The organism is Brevundimonas naejangsanensis (assembly GCF_000635915.2).
Classification (GTDB): domain Bacteria; phylum Pseudomonadota; class Alphaproteobacteria; order Caulobacterales; family Caulobacteraceae; genus Brevundimonas; species Brevundimonas sanguinis.
Genome location: NZ_CP015614.1, coordinates 624,500 through 639,825, shown reverse-complemented (window position 1 = coordinate 639,825; position 15,326 = coordinate 624,500). Strand labels below are relative to the sequence as shown.

The 15,326-nt window shown below is 66.5% G+C and carries 15 protein-coding genes; 7 read left to right on the top strand and 8 right to left on the bottom strand.

All coding sequences use genetic code 11. The features are described from left to right. Positions 1–107 precede the first annotated feature (107 nt). Complete coding sequence (locus DA69_RS03080; protein ID WP_025977513.1) at positions 108–1,268, bottom strand: class I SAM-dependent methyltransferase; 1,161 nt, start codon at positions 1,266–1,268, stop codon at positions 108–110. 92 nt (positions 1,269–1,360) lie between these two features. Here DA69_RS03080 and DA69_RS03075 point away from each other — a divergent pair, with 92 nt between their 5' ends. Beyond that, positions 1,361–2,203 (top strand): hypothetical protein, encoded by an 843-nt coding sequence (locus tag DA69_RS03075; protein ID WP_145915885.1) that lies wholly within the window; start codon positions 1,361–1,363, stop codon positions 2,201–2,203. Between the two features lie 35 nt (positions 2,204–2,238). Next, positions 2,239–2,532 carry a hypothetical protein gene (locus DA69_RS03070; protein WP_024354889.1) on the top strand — a complete coding sequence of 98 codons (294 nt, stop codon included), beginning with the start codon at positions 2,239–2,241 and terminating at the stop codon, positions 2,530–2,532. A gap of 105 nt (positions 2,533–2,637) precedes the next feature. Here DA69_RS03070 and DA69_RS03065 read toward each other — a convergent pair whose 3' ends face one another. Beyond that, positions 2,638–3,837 (bottom strand): FAD-dependent oxidoreductase, encoded by a 1,200-nt coding sequence (locus DA69_RS03065; RefSeq protein ID WP_025977515.1) that lies wholly within the window; start codon positions 3,835–3,837, stop codon positions 2,638–2,640. A gap of 230 nt (positions 3,838–4,067) precedes the next feature. Here DA69_RS03065 and DA69_RS03060 point away from each other — a divergent pair, with 230 nt between their 5' ends. Then, positions 4,068–5,561, top strand: coding sequence for an aldehyde dehydrogenase (locus tag DA69_RS03060; protein ID WP_025977516.1), 1,494 nt, complete (start codon positions 4,068–4,070; stop codon positions 5,559–5,561). 42 nt (positions 5,562–5,603) lie between these two features. Here the strand turns inward: DA69_RS03060 and DA69_RS03055 are convergent, their stop codons facing one another. Next, on the bottom strand, positions 5,604–6,434 hold the full coding sequence (locus tag DA69_RS03055) for a GntR family transcriptional regulator (RefSeq protein ID WP_082891416.1): 831 nt from the start codon (positions 6,432–6,434) through the stop codon (positions 5,604–5,606). 121 nt (positions 6,435–6,555) lie between these two features. Between DA69_RS03055 and DA69_RS03050 the strand changes: the two genes are divergently transcribed. Both DA69_RS03050 and DA69_RS03045 read left to right on the top strand, forming a co-directional pair. After that, positions 6,556–7,356 (top strand): GntR family transcriptional regulator, encoded by an 801-nt coding sequence (locus tag DA69_RS03050; RefSeq protein ID WP_025977518.1) that lies wholly within the window; start codon positions 6,556–6,558, stop codon positions 7,354–7,356. 90 nt (positions 7,357–7,446) lie between these two features. Continuing rightward, on the top strand, positions 7,447–8,139 hold the full coding sequence (locus DA69_RS03045; RefSeq protein WP_235599199.1) for an isochorismatase family protein: 693 nt from the start codon (positions 7,447–7,449) through the stop codon (positions 8,137–8,139). Between the two features lie 127 nt (positions 8,140–8,266). On the opposite strand, the gene DA69_RS03040 is transcribed toward DA69_RS03045, so the two are convergent. From DA69_RS03040 to DA69_RS03020, 5 genes are read right to left on the bottom strand one after another with little or no spacing between them, the layout of a single operon-like run. Further along, positions 8,267–9,181: a polysaccharide deacetylase family protein gene (locus DA69_RS03040; RefSeq protein ID WP_025977520.1), complete on the bottom strand. Its 915-nt coding sequence runs from the start codon at positions 9,179–9,181 to the stop codon at positions 8,267–8,269. Further along, a complete protein-coding gene (locus tag DA69_RS03035) occupies positions 9,168–10,118 on the bottom strand; it encodes a polysaccharide deacetylase family protein (protein ID WP_025977521.1) in 951 nt (316 codons plus the stop codon). Before DA69_RS03035 ends, DA69_RS03040 begins: the two co-directional genes overlap by 14 nt. Further along, positions 10,115–11,002 (bottom strand): isocitrate lyase/PEP mutase family protein, encoded by an 888-nt coding sequence (locus tag DA69_RS03030; RefSeq protein ID WP_029972559.1) that lies wholly within the window; start codon positions 11,000–11,002, stop codon positions 10,115–10,117. Before DA69_RS03030 ends, DA69_RS03035 begins: the two co-directional genes overlap by 4 nt. Next, positions 10,999–11,487, bottom strand: a complete 489-nt coding sequence (locus DA69_RS03025) for a 3-isopropylmalate dehydratase (protein ID WP_025977523.1) — start codon at positions 11,485–11,487, stop codon at positions 10,999–11,001. Before DA69_RS03025 ends, DA69_RS03030 begins: the two co-directional genes overlap by 4 nt. Then, positions 11,484–12,770 (bottom strand): aconitase/3-isopropylmalate dehydratase large subunit family protein, encoded by a 1,287-nt coding sequence (locus tag DA69_RS03020; protein ID WP_025977524.1) that lies wholly within the window; start codon positions 12,768–12,770, stop codon positions 11,484–11,486. The genes DA69_RS03025 and DA69_RS03020 overlap by 4 nt, the downstream gene beginning before the upstream one ends. 125 nt (positions 12,771–12,895) lie before the next feature. Here DA69_RS03020 and DA69_RS03015 point away from each other — a divergent pair, with 125 nt between their 5' ends. Beyond that, entirely contained in the window at positions 12,896–14,101 is a 1,206-nt protein-coding gene (locus DA69_RS03015) for an acyl-CoA dehydrogenase (RefSeq protein WP_025977525.1), read from the top strand. Between the two features lie 13 nt (positions 14,102–14,114). After that, on the top strand, positions 14,115–15,320 hold the full coding sequence (locus DA69_RS03010) for a CaiB/BaiF CoA transferase family protein (protein ID WP_025977526.1): 1,206 nt from the start codon (positions 14,115–14,117) through the stop codon (positions 15,318–15,320). Positions 15,321–15,326: the final 6 nt, after the last annotated feature.

Below are 15,326 nucleotides of genomic sequence, written 5' to 3'. Positions count from 1 at the left end.
CTTTTTCTTTGAGGCCCCGGCCTCGGGCAGCTTCTGGCCGGTGATGCAAAAAGGCCCCGGACGGCGATGCGTCCGGGGCCTTTTTCATCATTTGATCGCCGGGTCGATCAGCGGGTGAGAGCCGTGCCGCGACGTCCCTCAGCGTCGGGCTTCTCGCCCAGCACGATATACCAGGCGCGCGGGCCGTCCCGCATCCGCACCGTCGTCTCCAGCACTTCGTCAGCCGCGAAACCCGCTTCGAGCATGACGTCCGGCGCCTGTGTCGCCAGGAACTCGTCCCAGAAGGGTTCGTCGTTGTTCTTGGTCTGCCAGGCGAAGATGAACTTCTCGAAGGCGCTGAAATCGGCGCCCTTCATCGGCACGTCCTGATGCACGACCACGCCGCCGGGGCGCAGGACGCGGCGCGCCTCGCTGAAAATGCGGCCGAGCGAAGCGCGCGAGACCTCGTGCATCATGTTGTGCGACACGACCAGATCAAAGCTTTCGTCCTCGAACGGCATGGCGCCCGCATCCATCTGACGGAAGTGCGCCTTCAATCCCATCGCCTCGGCCCGGATATGGGCGTAGCGCAGCAGGCCCGGCGCCACGTCGACGCCGTAGACCTCGGCCTCGGGAAAGGCCGCCGCATAGCCGACCGTGGCGCCGCCCGAAGAACAGGCCAGATCCAGAATGCGACGCGGCTTGAAGCCGGGATAACGCTCAGCCAGGAATTCAATGACGGCCGCAGACTTGGAGTCGCGCGTGCCGATGCCGACGCCCAGAGAATAGGCGTTGCCCCCGCTTTCATAGAAGGCCCCGGCCGTGAAGTCGTCGGCTGAACCCTCGCCCAGCATATAGCCGCCGGGCTGGCCGTGGATGTGGCCGGCATAGGCGTCGGCCGGAGCCGCAAAGTCGGGGCTGGTTTCGCAGCTGCCGCCCGCCGGCGCCTGGGCCAGACTGACGGCGACCTCCTTCATGCGCGGCAGTTCGCGATGAATGGTCTCTCCCACCGAGTTCCACATGACGTCCTGAGCGCTGCGGCTGAAGGCGCTCCAGATCTGATAGAAAGGATCACGGACCATGGCCGCCGTGATGTCCTCGACGGTTTCGGGCGCCCTGCCCGAGGCGGCCTTGAAGGCGGGCCCAGCGCGGGCGTCCAGGGCGACCTTGTTGGCGTCCTCATAGCGGCGCAGCCGGTTTTTCAACTGCACGATGTACTGGGTGCGCGCCGCCTCGTCGTGAAGCGGCCGCGCCAGAAGCTCATGGGTGGCCGTACGGTCGATGATCATGCGCTCTCCTCCATGTTCGACTGGCGTTCAGCCTTTCATGATGTATTATCTCAAATACCTCTTATGCGGAAGTCTCTTCGTCGGATCGGACCATGCCTTCAATCTCGCCGCCCCCTGTTCACGCTGCATCCGGTGTGGAGCACGATCGGCCCGATCTGGGCGCGCGCGGCGTGGTCGCCCTGCTGACCCCGGCCGAAAACCCGACCGCCGAGCCCGAGCTGTCGCTGCTGTTGCCGCCGGACGTGAACCTGCTGACAGCGCGCATGTATGCGCCCGCTTCCGAGATGAGCGCCAGGCTGAGGGCCTATGAGACGCGGCTTGAGGAATGGCTGGCCCCTTTCGGGGACGCGCCGCTGGACGCCGTTGCGTTCGCCTGCACCGGCTCGACCTATCTGCTGGGCCCTTCGCGGCGTCGGCCGGAAGCGCTGGAGCGTCGCCACGGGCCCTGCCCCGTCGTCTGCGCCGCCGATGCGCTGAAGGATGGCCTGCAATCGCTGAGGGCGCAGCGCATCACCCTGGTCAGCCCTTACCCTTCTGCCTTGACCGAGGCCGCTCAGGACCACTGGCGCGCGGCGGGATATGATGTGGCCGCTGTCATCCAGTCGCCCCTCGCGCATGGCGCGACCCACCCGATCTACGGCCAGACGGCCGCCACCCTGCTGACAGGGCTGCGCCAAGGCCTGAAGGCGGGCGTCGCCGACGCCGTGATCGTCATGGGAACGGGCGCGCCAAGCCTGGCCGCCCTGGCCGTCGCCAGCGAGGAAACGGATATCCCGATCCTGTCCTCCAACCTGGCCACAGCCTGGTCGGTCGCGCGTCATTTGGGACTGGAAGAGCGGCCGCTGATCACGGACTGGCTCGCGCCCGACGCCCCCTGGCGCGAACGGTTATGGAGCCGTTTCCCCGCCGTTCACGCCCGGCTGAAGAGCGCCTGACGCCCTATTCTGATTTCGTTTCGAGGAGTTTCCCGATGTCCACGCCCAAGCCGCCCCGCCCGACCTTCTTCGAAGACACCGCCAATGACCGGCTGACCGCCATCATCACCGCCCTGGTGACTGAGGTGGCCGGGTTGAGCGACCGGGTGGCGACGCTGGAAAACCTGCTGGCCGCCCAGGGCGTTCTGTCGCCAGACGCGGTCGATCATCATGTCCTGACCGAGCAGGAACAGGCCGCGCGCCGCGCGCGCCACGCGGCGCTAACCGACCGTGTGTTCTACGTACTTCAGGAAGAGGTCGACGCCCTCAAGGGACAGTTAGGCGCCTGATGCGAAAACGGGCCGGGACGCCTTCGCATCCCGGCCCGTCGCCCGCGCCCCCCCTTCCGCTTTCGCCGATGCTCCCTCAAGCAGCGACGCACGGAGGAGCTCGCCTCAGGTCAGCGTCGCCGCCTTGCGCAGGCCGTCGATCATGGATGACCGCATCACATAATCCTTGTGCCGCACAGGATCGGCCAGCATGGCCTGCATCTCGGCCATCATGACCTTGCGGCGCTCCGGGTCGCGCTCCTGCATCCGGCCACGGTTGCGATCCGCCTGGGCCAGGATCTCCTGCTCGGCGATAGGGCGGCGCTGGCGGGTGTAGAGATCCAGCAGCCTCTCGTCGGCGCCGTCCAGAACGGCCTTCAGCTTTTCGGTCAGGTTGAAGGCGTCATGGACGCCGCCGTTCATGCCCATCCCGCCGGACGGGCTGTTGATGTGGGCGGCGTCGCCCGCCAGCACGACCCGTCCGCTGCGGTAATCAGGCGCGATCCTCATGTGCACGCGATAGGGACGGATCTCCAGCACCTTATAGGGCTCGTCCCTGGCGACGATGGCCTGAAGCTTGCGCTCGATGCTGGTGGGGTCCAGCGCGTCCTCGATGGACTCTTCGCCGCGCGGATAGAGGCTGCAGCGCCAGAAATCCTTCAGCTTGAGCAGGGAGAAGGTGCCGCCGTCCGTCCAGCAGTAGTTGACGTTCGACAGCCCCTCCAGATGGTCTTCAAAGGGGAAGTCCGTGATCGCGAGGATGGTCGTCTCAGGATAGGTCTTGCCGTCAAGCTCCCACCCCAGCAGGGTCCGCACCGCGCTACGGGCGCCGTCCGCCCCGATCAGATAGCGACAGCGCAGAGTCTGCTCCTGACCGCCCTGCTCATAGGTGACGTTGACGCCGTCTGCATCCTGATCCACGGCGCACACCGTTGCGCCCATACGGATTTCGACATGACGCGCATCTGACAGGTGGTCGGCCAGGATGCGGCACAGACGAAACTGTTCGCACTGCAGCCGGAAGGGATGCAGCGTCTCGCCCTGCAGATAGGACAGGTCGAATACGGCGCGTTCCCCGGTTTCATGATGACGGATCTGCCACTGTTCGCACTTCAGCCCCTGAGCGATCAGCGGCTCGGCCAGTCCGTACTGCGCCAGCATGTCCAGCGTCGGGGGATGAAACGTCGACGCCCGCAGGTCTTCAGGCAACTCCGTTTCGGCCTCAAGCACGATGGCTGAAATCCCGAAAGCTTCCAGCCTCAAGGCCGCGCTCAACCCGACCGGGCCGGCGCCGACGATGACCACTTGGGCGTCCCATTGCTGCATATTGGCGACCTCATGCCTACTTGTATCTGACTTAATACATTTGTTCAGCATTCCAGCAAGGGAAGAGTCGCAGACTTCCCTGCAGCCTCGCGCATTTAAGGAAACTTCGACGCCTCAAAGAGCCAATGAAGCAGCTTTTGCCTCACCGCACCCTCTCGCCTTGCGATCCGCATCGATCACGTATTAGCTTAAACACAACACAAGTCGCCACAGTATCAGGATGACCGCTCATGTCCCTCCCCGCTTCCCCGTTCGACTGGGCTCCCAAAACGGTCACCAGCCTGATTGACGGCGCCTATGTCGCAGAGCGCGGCGGCCATCGTCTGCCCGCCTATTATCCGGGCAACGGAGAAGTCATCTCCGAACTGCAGGAAGCCGACGCCGAGGAAGTCGATCGTGCGGTCCGGTCGGCCCGCCGGGCCTTCAACGATCCCGCCTGGCGCGAGATGTCGGTAGAGGCCCGACAGGCGATCCTTTACCGGATCGCTGACGCCATCGACGCCCACGCCGTGGAATTGGCGACGCTGGAAACGCTGAACGCCGGCATCGTCCTGCGCGACGTTCTCAGCCGCCAGGTCGTGCGTGCAGGCTATAATTTCCGCTTCTTCGCCGAGGCGATCAGCCAGCAGCCCGGCCAGGTCTGGCAGCAGATCAAGGATCACCTGACCTTCGTCACGCGCCATCCCGTCGGCGTGGCTGCCCTGATCGCGCCGTGGAACTCGCCGCTGGCGCTGGCGTCGATGAAGGTCGCGTCGGCCATCGCCTTCGGCAACACCTGCGTGCTGAAGCCGTCGGAGCAGACTCCGCTGTCCCTGGCCCGCATGGTCGAGATCATCAACACCATCACCCCGCCGGGCGTGGTCAACCTGGTGAACGGCCGCGGGGCGGTGACGGGCGCCGCCCTAGTGGATCACCCCGAGGTCGATCTGATCTCCTTCACCGGCGGGACCGAGACGGGCCGCCACATCATGCAGGCGGCCGGACGGCGGCTGAAACCGGCGGCGATGGAGCTGGGCGGCAAGTCGGCCAACATCATCTTCGCCGACGCCGATCAGGAGCGGGCCCTGGACGGCGCCTTGATCTCCATCTTCTCGAACAACGGGCAACAGTGCCTGGCCGGGTCGCGCATCCTGGTCCAGGATTCCATCTTCGACGAGTTCGTTGATCGCTTCGTCGAGCGGGCGCGAAAGATCCGCGTCGGCGACCCGCTGGACGACGCCACCGAGATCGGCCCCATCGCCTCCGCCCGCCACCGTCAGCACATCCTGTCCTATGTCGACATCGCCAAAAGTCAGGGCGCGACCCTGTTGACCGGCGGCAAGGCGCTGGACCGACCGGGCTATTTCATCGAGCCGACCGCCGTCCTGGCGCCCAACAACAGCGACCGCGTCTGTCAGGAGGAAATCTTTGGCCCCTTCGCCGCCTTCGTGAAGTTCAGCGACATGGAGGACGCCGTCCGCATGGCCAATGAAAGCCAGTTCGGCCTGGTCGGCTATTGCTGGACGCAGAACGTGGACAAGGCCCTGAGGGTCAGTCAGGCTGTTCGTACCGGTCTGATGTGGGTCAACACCCCGATGGTGCGTGAACTGCGCGCGCCGTTCGGCGGGGTGAAGGATTCAGGCCTGGGCCGCGACGGCGCCGCCGCCTCCATGGCCTTCTTCACCGAAGAGAAGACGACGACCATTCCTCTGGCCGACGTGCCGCTGCGCAAGTTCGGCGTCTGATCCCGACTGGGTCGCGGCGGGCCTGTCCCGCCGCGCTTCGCGTCAGCCGATGTGGCGCCACTGCGGACGGGCCGAGCTGTTATCGCGCGTCAGCAGCATGTGGTACTCATACTGATCGGGATTATAGAGGCCGACCTGATGCTCGAACGGGCGGCCGTCGCCGTCAAACACGGTGCGGCGCAGGCGCAGCAGCGGCGCCCCGATGGCCACATTCAGCTTATTGGCCGCCGCGTCGTCGGCGAGAATGGCGCTGATGGTCTGTTCGGCGCGCTGGGCGCGTATTCCGCCGCTTTCCAGAATGCGCATGATCGGCCGGTCATCGATGACGCTGCGGGGCGTCAGGGAGGCGACGGAACGAGGCAGCCACACCGTCGTCACCGACAGGGGCTTGTCCTTGAAGAAACGCAGGCGCTCGATCCGCAGCGCCCGCTCGTCGGCGGGAAGGCCCAGCGCCTGAAGCACGGCGGCCGGCGTGGGCGCCTCGGGTTCATAGGCCAAAAGCCGCGCCGTCGTCTCAAGCCCCAGGGTGATGAGGTTCTCGACCAGGCCCGACACCCGGCTTTCCTCTCGCTGCGCCTCATCAGCACGGGGGGCGACGAAGGTGCCGACGCCATGCTTGCGTCGAATCCAGCCTTCGCGTTCCAGCAGATCCAGCGCGCGCCGCACCGTCACGCGCGACACGTCATAGGCCGCCGCCAGCTGCATTTCGGACGGCAGCGGCTGCTCCGGCGCAAAGGCGCTGTCCTTGATCTGCTGACGCAGAATGGTGGTCAGCTGGTGGTAGATCGGCAGGCTGCTGGAACCGCCGTCCGCCTTGAGGCTGCGTCGACCGATATCGGTCCCTGCCCCAGCGCCCTGTCTGGCCAAGCTCATCCTCCACACGCCGGCGTCAGGGCCTGCGTCGTCAATTAGCGAACTTGTGCTTATTATCAGACCTTAGCGGGTTGGCCACTCCGGCTTGTCTCCATCGCCGCCGCACGCCACACAAGGCGGCATGACCTCATCCCCGCCGACAGACGACGCCTTGGACCTGCGTCCCGAGCTTCTGGACGACCGGCTGCCGATCCCCCTGTATCATCAGGTTCGGCTGCTGCTCGCCGAGCGGATCCGGCGCGGCGTGTTTCCGCCCGGCTGCCTGTTGCCCGGTGAGCATCAGATCGCAGAACTGCTGGGCGCGTCGCGAATCACGATCAAGCGCGCCATGAATGAACTGGCCGATGCGGGCCTGGTCACGCGCCATCGGGGCCGCGGCACGGTGGTGGCGCCGCAGGTCGAACTGCCTGTGGTGACAGGATCCTTCTCCACCCTGATGGATTCGCTCAAGACCATGGGGCACGAAACCCAGGTCGAGTTGCTGGAAAGCCGGTCCGTCGCGGCTGATAGCGACGTCGCGCACGCGCTGGCGGTCAGCCCCGGCGCGCCCGTGCGGCGCATCATCCGCCTGCGTCGGCTGGGCGAGACGCCTTTTTCCTATCTGGTGTCGTGGCTGCCGGAGTTCGTCGCCAGCGGATGTGACGACGCCGCCTTCGCTGAACAGTCCATGCTGGACCTGCTGGAGCGAGCCGGGGCGACGCCGCATGAGGCTGAACTGTGGATCTCGTCAGTCGGCGCAGACACTGCTGCGGCCTCGGCGCTCCAGGTGGCGATCGGGTCGCCCCTGCTCAGGGTCGAGCGGATCATGCGCCGGGCCGACGGCGAACCGGTCCAGTATATTCACGCCCATTATCACGCCGACCGCTTCCGCTATCACCTGCTCAGCCGTCGCGAAGACGGAAACTGGCAGGACGGCGCCTGATTTCCGCTGCACCGCCTCAGGACCGGCTGGCGCCCGCCGCAGGACGGTCTATAGTTGGCATATCTTTATACCATTAAGGACAGACCGACCGTGAGCGACCTTGTCTTCGAACCGACCATGATCTGCGAGAACAAGACGGCGCGCGAACTGTTCGAGGCGGTCAAGGCCAATCCCGCCCGCGCCCGTTTCGGCTTCGGCGAGAAACTGGCCGTCGTGAACGTCGACTTCCAGCAGTCCTACACCCGCCCCGATCTGTTTCCGAAGACGGCCTATGTGACCCACCCTGACCAGATCGGCTTCACCAACCGCATCTCGGCCGCCGCGCGCGCCAAGGGGATGCCGGTGATCTGGAGCCATGTCGGCTATAAGGCCGACGCCGGGGACGCAGGCGTCTGGGGCACGCGCACCGATACGCCCGACAGCCTGCAGAACATCAAATACGGTTCCGAACGCCACGCCCTCGATCCGCGCTGTCAGATCGATGAGGCCGCCGACCTGATCTACACCAAGCGGATGCCCTCGGCCTTCTTCGAGACGCCGCTGAACTCCTACCTGCGGTGGCACAAGGTGGACACGGTGCTGGTGACGGGGGGCTCGACCTCGGGCTGCGTGCGCGCCACGGCGGTGGACAGCCTGTCCTATGGCTTCCGCACCATCGTCGCCGAAGAGTGCGTGGCGGACAAGCACGAGAGCTACCACTACGCCAATCTGACCGACCTTCAGCTGAAGTACGCCGACGTGGTGTCGGCACGGGAAGTGCTGGACTGGCTGGCCGCGCGCTGAGCTGACGGCAGCCTGAAGAATCGAAGGGCGGCGGACCGAAATCCGCCGCCCTTCTTTTTACGCTTTTACGCTTCCCGGCCGAAGGTTGGGGGCGACGGCCGAGCCAGGAGCCGGGACGACGGCGGCCTCAGCCGCGCGCCGCCTCGACAATCTCCGAGACGCCGGCGGTCCATACGGCGTCGTCCTGCGCCAGACCGTCCAGCACGCGACGGACAGTTTTCATCCGGAACGGCAGGCCGCTGACGTAGGGGGTCAGGATGAAGCCGACGACCTGGCCGCCGAAGCGGTCGGCCTCGGCCTTGTGCAGGCGGATCGCCTCCAGCACCTGATCGGCCCATTCGTCTTCGGTCTGAAGGCGCACGGTCAGCAGGGTGCGGTCATCCAGTTCATTCGACAAAGGCGCCGCCCAGACCACGCCCTTGTCAGTCTGCATCGGCACGGGAACCGTGTCCTGCTCCCAGTCCAGACAAATGTCGAAGCCCGCCTCGGCGATCAGCTCCAGCGTCTGGAACGACTGCTGCCGCGCCGGGCTCATCCACGCGCGCGGCTTCAGCCCCGCCCTGTCGAAGGCGTCGCGCGTACGGCCGATCCATTCCGCCTCGACGCCCGGCTCAAGCCCGCTCCAGTGGATGCAGTCCGCTTCCCAGCCATAGGCGGCGATCTCATGCCCGTCGGCGAGGATGGCCTCGACCAGCGGTCGAGCACGCTCCAGCAGGACCGCATTGATCGGAAACACCGCCTTCAACCCTCTCGCTTTCAGCGCGTCCAGAATGCGGAACACCCCGACCCGATTGCCGTAGTCCCGGGTCGTGAAGTGGCGCAGATCCGGATAGGTCGTCTGCATGGCGCCGGGGTGCTTGAACGGCTTGCCTTGCGGGTTCAGGCGATGGAACTCCAGCGGGACCACGATCATGGCGGCGGCAGTATTGCCGTCCGGCCAGGCGATCTTCGGCCGCTCGGTCGCCGGACGCCACGGATACAGCGTCTGATCCATGCCGTAGGAGCGGTGCGGATAGGTCAGATAGTCCTCAGGCAGCGCCATGGCCGAACCCCTTTCCTCCGGTCGCGCAGCCCTTGGCCGCAATATCGGCCTGCGTCTGGTCCCAGCAGTGGTCGCGATAGTAGCCCGCGATCTCGGCGCCGGTGGCGAACCACACGTCGTCGGCGTGGCCCATCACGTGTTTCAGCGCCTCTTCGAACGGGCCGATGCGGTGCGGCTGGCTGACCAGATAGGCGTGCAAAGGAATGCACATGACCGTGCCGCTCTGCTCGCCCTCTTCCAGCAACTGGTCGAAGTGCCGCTTCAGGATGTCGGTGTAGCGCGCCGGGCTCATCCCCAGGGCGCCGTAGGTGATGACGTCGTTCACCTCCAGCGAATAGGGCAGCGAGATCAGCTTGCCCGACGCCGTCTTCACCGGCTGCGGCTGGTCGTCCTGGAACAGGTCGCAGGTGTACCAGAAGGCGTTCTCGGCGATCAGGTCCAGCGTCCGTTCGGTGTGCGTCAGAGCCGGAGCCAGATAGCCGCGAATACGCTGGCCGCTGGCCTTTTCGACCGTGCGGATGGCGTCCTCGATGATGGCGCGCTCCTGCGCCTCGTCCATGCCGTAGGAATAGCGGGTGTTGTAGACGCCGTGCGAAAAGAACTCCCAGTTCCGCTCGACGCAGGCCTCGATGATCTCGGGATGGTGGTCGCAAAGGGCGACGTTCAGCGACACCGAGCCGCGCAGGCCGTATTTGTCCAGCAATTCCATCAGCCGCCAGTGGCCGACCCGGTTGCCCCAATCGCGCTGGGAATAGGCGACGACATCGGGCGCAGGCTTGGGCCAGCCGGCGCGGCCGGCATTCTTCGCGGGATCGAACTCATAGAACTCGATGTTCGGAGCGACCCAGAAGGCCAGTTTCTTGCCGCCCGGCCAGACGATCTTCGGCCGGTCTCGATAGGGCCAGTAGTCGTAGAGGTTGGGGTCCGCGACGGTCATGCCTTCTCCTCTTCCTGCGCTTCGTATCGCTGTCCCAGAGCCATCATCTCATCCAGACCGATGCGGGCGTTGACCCCCATCAGGTCGGTCATGTGCGCGCGGTGCGCCGCCGTGCCGCCGTCGCGCTTCAGCACCGACAGGAAGGCTTCGACAGCCGGAATGACGGCCCGCACAATCGCGCCCGGCGCAATGACAAGGCGATAGCCCAACTCGGACAGGCTGTCCGCCGAGCTTAGCGGCGTGTCTCCGCCCTCGACCATATTGGCCAGCAGGGGAACGCGGGCGGCGAAGCGTTCGGCCACCGCCCGCATCTGCTCCAGATCGCGCGGCGCCTCGACGAACAGGACGTCGGCCCCGGCCTCCAGGAACAGTTCGGCGCGATCCATCGCCGCTTCAAAGCCTTCGACCGCGATGGCGTCGGTGCGGGCGATGATCAGGGTGTCGTCGTCGTGGCGCGCATCGACGGCGGCGCGGACCTTGCCCGCCATCTCCTGCGCTGAAATCACGCCCTTGCCGCGCAGATGGCCGCACCGCTTGGGAAAGGTCTGGTCCTCGATCTGGATCGCGCGGGCGCCCGCTCGCTCGAACAGCCGCACCGTGCGGCCCATGTTCAGGGCGTTGCCGAAGCCGGTATCCGCGTCGACGATCAGGGGAATGTCGATCCGCTCGGTGATGCGCGCCGCCACGTCAACGACGTGATCCAGACTGACCAGGCCGATATCCGGCCGCCCCAGCTGGGTATAGGCGACCGAGGCGCCCGACAGATAGGCCGCCTCGAATCCCGCCTGCTGGATCAGCAGGCCGGACAGGGCGTCATAGCATCCCGGTGCCAGAAGGGCGGGGGACTGCTTGAGCCGGCGACGCAGGTTCAGACGCTCGCTCATGCGGCGCCCGCCAGCTTCTTCTTCAGGTGCGGCATCAGCCCCCCGTCATCCATCATGGCCATAAGGTGCGGCGGCAGGGGCGTGAAATCATAACCCTGCCCCGTCGTCAGATTCGTCAGACGCCCGGCCGCCAGATCGACCTCCAGCCGGTCGCCTGCGGAAATCTCGCCCGCCTGCTCAAGGGTGATGCAGGGCACCCCCAGATTGATCGCATTGCGCCAGAAGATGCGGGCGAAAGAGCGCGCGATCACGGCGCGCACGCCCAGCAGGCCCAACGACACCGCCGCCTGCTCGCGCGACGAGCCGATGCCGAAGCTGCGACCGCCGACGACGAAGTCGCCCTTGGCAACCGTGCGGGCGAAGTCAGGATCGACTGCGGCCAGACAATGCTGCGCCAGTTCCTCGGGCGGCAGCTTCATCAGCGTCCCCGGCGCCATGACGTCGGTGTCGATATTGTCGCCGAAGACGAAGGCCCGACCGCTCATGCCGCCTCTCCCAGGAACTGACGCGGATCGGCGATGCGGCCTGCAACGGCAGCGGCGGCCACGGAATAGGGCGAGCCGAGATAGACCTGCGCCTCCTTGGACCCCATGCGCCCCTTGAAGTTGCGGTTGGTCGAAGAGATGCAGACCTCGCCGTCCGCCAGCACCCCGGCGCCATAGCCAGCACAGGCGCCGCAGCCGGAGGGCAGCAGGACCGCGCCCGCCTCCATCAGCGTCTGCAAGGTGCCGTCCTGCGTCGCTGTCGTCGTGGTTTTCTGAGACGCCGGAGCGATCAGCAGGCGAGTATCCGGCGACACCTTGCGGCCCTTCAACACGGCGGCGGCCATGCGAAGGTCTTCGATCTTGGCCCCGACGCAGGCGCCGATATAGCACTGATCCACCTTGATCCCGGCGTGTTCGGTCACGTCCTGAGTGCGCGACGGATCATGCGGCGCGGCAATCTGGGGCTGCAGCGTCGCCGCATTGAAGCGATGAACGGCGGCGTAGGCGGCATCGCGGTCCGACGCCAGCGCCAGAGCCGCCGCCTCATCCTCGACCGGACGCCCGGCCGCGCGCAGATAGTCGAAGGTGGTCCGGTCCGGCGCCACGACCCCGGCTTCGCAGCCCAGTTCGGCGGCCATGTTGCACAGGACCATGCGCTCGGCCATCGACAGGCCCTCGACCGTGTCGCCGCCGTATTCAATGGCCTTGAAGGCGTTGTCCATGCCCAGTTCGCGGCACAGGAACAGCATGATGTCCTTGGCCGCAACGCCTGCGCCGAACCGGCCCGACCACTCGACGCGGATCGTCTCGGGCACCGCCAGCCAGGTTTCGCCGGTGGCGACGATGGCGGCCATGTCGGTGGCGCCATAGCCTGCTGCATAGGCGCCGAAGGCCCCCGCCGTCGGCGAGTGACTGTCGCCCCCCGCCACGAAGGCGCCCGGCCGGATCAGCCCGTGCTCGGGCAGGACCAGATGGCAGATTCCCACCATGTCGAAGAAGGCGCCGACCTGATGTTCGGCCGCAAACTCTCGCGCCAGCTTCAGGATGCGCGCGGATTCAGCGTCCACCGCCGGGACATAATGGTCAGAGACGATGGCGACCTTGTGCGGATCCCACAGCCCCACGCCCAGTTCGCGCAGCATCGGCGCCCAGCGACGCGGCCCCGAACTGTCGTGCGCAAAGGCCAGATCGACCTGAGCCGTCACCAGTTGGCCGGGCGCAACCCGGTCCACGCCGGCCGCCCGGGCGATGATCTTTTCAACGAGCGTGGAGCCCCGACCCATGCCTTCTCCCGATGATGCGCCGCACAAGGGCATTGCTGGATCAAATGATATAGTTTTATATCATCTAAACGCGCAGCCTTGGCAAGCGCCTTCCCGCACCTTCCAGTCCGTCAGGAACGCTCATCATGTCGAACCCCGCCGCTTCTTCCGCCCCACAACCCTCGGGCCAGACGTTCCGCTGGGATGATCCCTTCGACCTGACGGGGCGTCTGACCGACGAAGAGCGGATGGTGCAGGACGCCGCCCGGTCCTATGCGCGCGAGGCCCTGCTGCCGCGCGTCGTCGCCGCCTTCCGCGACGAGGTCTTCGATCGCGCCATCATGACCGAGATGGGCGAGATGGGCTTCCTGGGCGCCATGCTGCCCGAGCAATACGGCGGCTCCGAAGCGTCGCACGTCGCCTATGGTCTGATCGCGCGCGAGGTCGAGGCGATCGACAGCGGCTACCGCTCGGCCATGAGCGTGCAGTCGTCGCTGGCCATGTATCCGATCTACGCCTTCGGCTCGGACGAGCAGAAGGCCAAGTTCCTGCCCAAGATGGCGGCGGGCGAACTGGTCGGCTGCTTCGGCCTGACCGAGGCCGACGGCGGGTCGGACCCGGCCTCAATGAAGACCACGGCGGTCGCGGTCGACGGCGGCTATCGCCTGAACGGCGGCAAATACTGGATCACCAACTCGCCCATCAGCGACCTGGCCATCGTCTGGGCCAAGCTGGATGGGACCATCAGGGGCTTCATCGTCGAGCGCGATTTCGACGGCTTCACCACGGGCAAGATCGGCGACAAGCTGTCCTTGCGCGCCTCGATCACCGGCGACATCGGCCTGAACGACGTCTTCGTGCCGGAAGCCAATATCCTGCCGGGCGTGCAGGGTCTGCGCGGGCCGTTCTCCTGCCTGAACAAGGCGCGTTTCGGCATCGCCTGGGGCGCGATGGGCGCCGCCGAGTTCTGCTTCCACGCCAGCCGCGACTATGTGGCCGAGCGCACCCTGTTCGGTCGCCCGCTGTCGGCGCGGCAGCTGGTGCAGAAGAAGCTGGCCGACATGCAGACCGAGATCTTCCTCGGCTTCGAGGGCGCTTATGCCTTGGGCCGCCTGCTGGACACGGGCGCCTGGGTTCCGGAGGCCATCAGCCTGATGAAGCGCAACAACTGCGGCAAGGCCCTGGCCGTGGCGCGCGAGGCCCGCGACATGCACGGCGGCGCCGGGATCACCGGCGAACTGCACGTCATGCGCCACGCCATGAACCTGGAAACCGTCAACACCTATGAGGGCGCCCACGACGTCCACGCCCTCATCCTGGGCCGCGCCATCACCGGCGAAGCCGCTTTCTGATCAGGAGACTGTCATGACCCCCAGCCCCGCGATTTACGAGACAGCCTGCGGCCCGCTTCACGGCGTGCGGGTTCTGGACCTGTCGCGGGTGCTGGCGGGGCCGTGGGCGACGCAGACCCTGGCCGATCTGGGGGCCGAGGTCATCAAGATCGAGCGGCCGGGCGCCGGCGACGATACCCGCCACTGGGGCCCGCCCTTCACCACCACGGCCGACGGCGCGCCCGGCGACGCCGCCTATTTCCTGTGCGCCAACCGGGGCAAGAAGTCGGTCGCGCTGGACATCGCCCGTCCGGAGGGCGCCGAGGCCGTGCGCCGTCTGGCCGCGACCTGCGACGTGGTGGTCGAGAACTTCAAGACCGGCGGGCTGAAGAAATACGGCCTCGACTACGCCTCGCTGGCGGCGATCAATCCGAGGCTGGTCTACTGCTCGATCACCGGCTTCGGACAGGACGGGCCGGACGCGCCTCGGGCGGGCTACGACTACATGATCCAGGCCATGGGCGGGCTGATGTCCATCACCGGCCAGCCCGACGGCGCGCCGGGCGCCGAGCCGATGAAGGTCGGGGTGGCGGTCGTGGACCTGTTCACCGGCCTTTACGCCTCCAACGCTATCCTTGCCGCCCTGTGGCACGCCCGCGCGACCGGCGAGGGGCAACACGTCGACATCGCCCTGTTCGACGTTCAGGCCGCCATGCTGGCCAATCAGGCGACCAACTACTTCGTGTCCGGCGCCGCGCCGACGCGGATGGGCAACGCCCACCCCAATCTGGCCCCCTATCAGCCCTTCGCCTGCTCTGACGGGATGGTGATCATCGCCGTGGGCAACGACGGCCAGTTCCGCGCCCTGTGCGGCGCCCTGGGGCTGGAGGTCGAAGATCGGTTCGCCACCAACGCCCTGCGGGTCGCCGAGCGCGAGGCGCTGGGGCCGCTGATCGCGGCGAAGACGGCGGGCTTCACCATGCAGGGGCTGATGCAGGCGCTGGAGGCGGCGGGCGTGCCCTGCGGGCCCGTCAACACCATCGATCAGGTGTTCGCCGAGCCTCAGGCGATCCATCGCGGCCTCATGGTCGAACAGACCCGGGCCGACCTGGCCGGTCCGATCCGCACCGTCGCCTCGCCCATCCGCCTGTCGAAGACGCCGGTGCGATACGACGCCCCGCCGCCGAAGCTGGGGCAGGATACGGAAGATGTGCTGAGCGATCTCATGTCCGGCGATTGAGCGCCG

Excerpts from the sequence above, each read along its gene's own strand:
- DA69_RS03080 (WP_025977513.1), bottom strand. The coding sequence starts at position 1,268 with ATGATCATCGACCGTACGGCCACCCATGAGCTTCTGGCGCGGCCGCTT.
- DA69_RS03075 (WP_145915885.1), top strand. The coding sequence starts at position 1,361 with ATGCCTTCAATCTCGCCGCCCCCTGTTCACGCTGCATCCGGTGTGGAG.
- DA69_RS03070 (WP_024354889.1), top strand. The coding sequence starts at position 2,239 with ATGTCCACGCCCAAGCCGCCCCGCCCGACCTTCTTCGAAGACACCGCC.
- DA69_RS03065 (WP_025977515.1), bottom strand. The coding sequence starts at position 3,837 with ATGCAGCAATGGGACGCCCAAGTGGTCATCGTCGGCGCCGGCCCGGTC.
- DA69_RS03060 (WP_025977516.1), top strand. The coding sequence starts at position 4,068 with ATGTCCCTCCCCGCTTCCCCGTTCGACTGGGCTCCCAAAACGGTCACC.
- DA69_RS03055 (WP_082891416.1), bottom strand. The coding sequence starts at position 6,434 with ATGAGCTTGGCCAGACAGGGCGCTGGGGCAGGGACCGATATCGGTCGA.
- DA69_RS03050 (WP_025977518.1), top strand. The coding sequence starts at position 6,556 with ATGACCTCATCCCCGCCGACAGACGACGCCTTGGACCTGCGTCCCGAG.
- DA69_RS03040 (WP_025977520.1), bottom strand. The coding sequence starts at position 9,181 with ATGGCGCTGCCTGAGGACTATCTGACCTATCCGCACCGCTCCTACGGC.
- DA69_RS03035 (WP_025977521.1), bottom strand. The coding sequence starts at position 10,118 with ATGACCGTCGCGGACCCCAACCTCTACGACTACTGGCCCTATCGAGAC.
- DA69_RS03030 (WP_029972559.1), bottom strand. The coding sequence starts at position 11,002 with ATGAGCGAGCGTCTGAACCTGCGTCGCCGGCTCAAGCAGTCCCCCGCC.
- DA69_RS03025 (WP_025977523.1), bottom strand. The coding sequence starts at position 11,487 with ATGAGCGGTCGGGCCTTCGTCTTCGGCGACAATATCGACACCGACGTC.
- DA69_RS03020 (WP_025977524.1), bottom strand. The coding sequence starts at position 12,770 with ATGGGTCGGGGCTCCACGCTCGTTGAAAAGATCATCGCCCGGGCGGCC.
- DA69_RS03015 (WP_025977525.1), top strand. The coding sequence starts at position 12,896 with ATGTCGAACCCCGCCGCTTCTTCCGCCCCACAACCCTCGGGCCAGACG.
- DA69_RS03010 (WP_025977526.1), top strand. The coding sequence starts at position 14,115 with ATGACCCCCAGCCCCGCGATTTACGAGACAGCCTGCGGCCCGCTTCAC.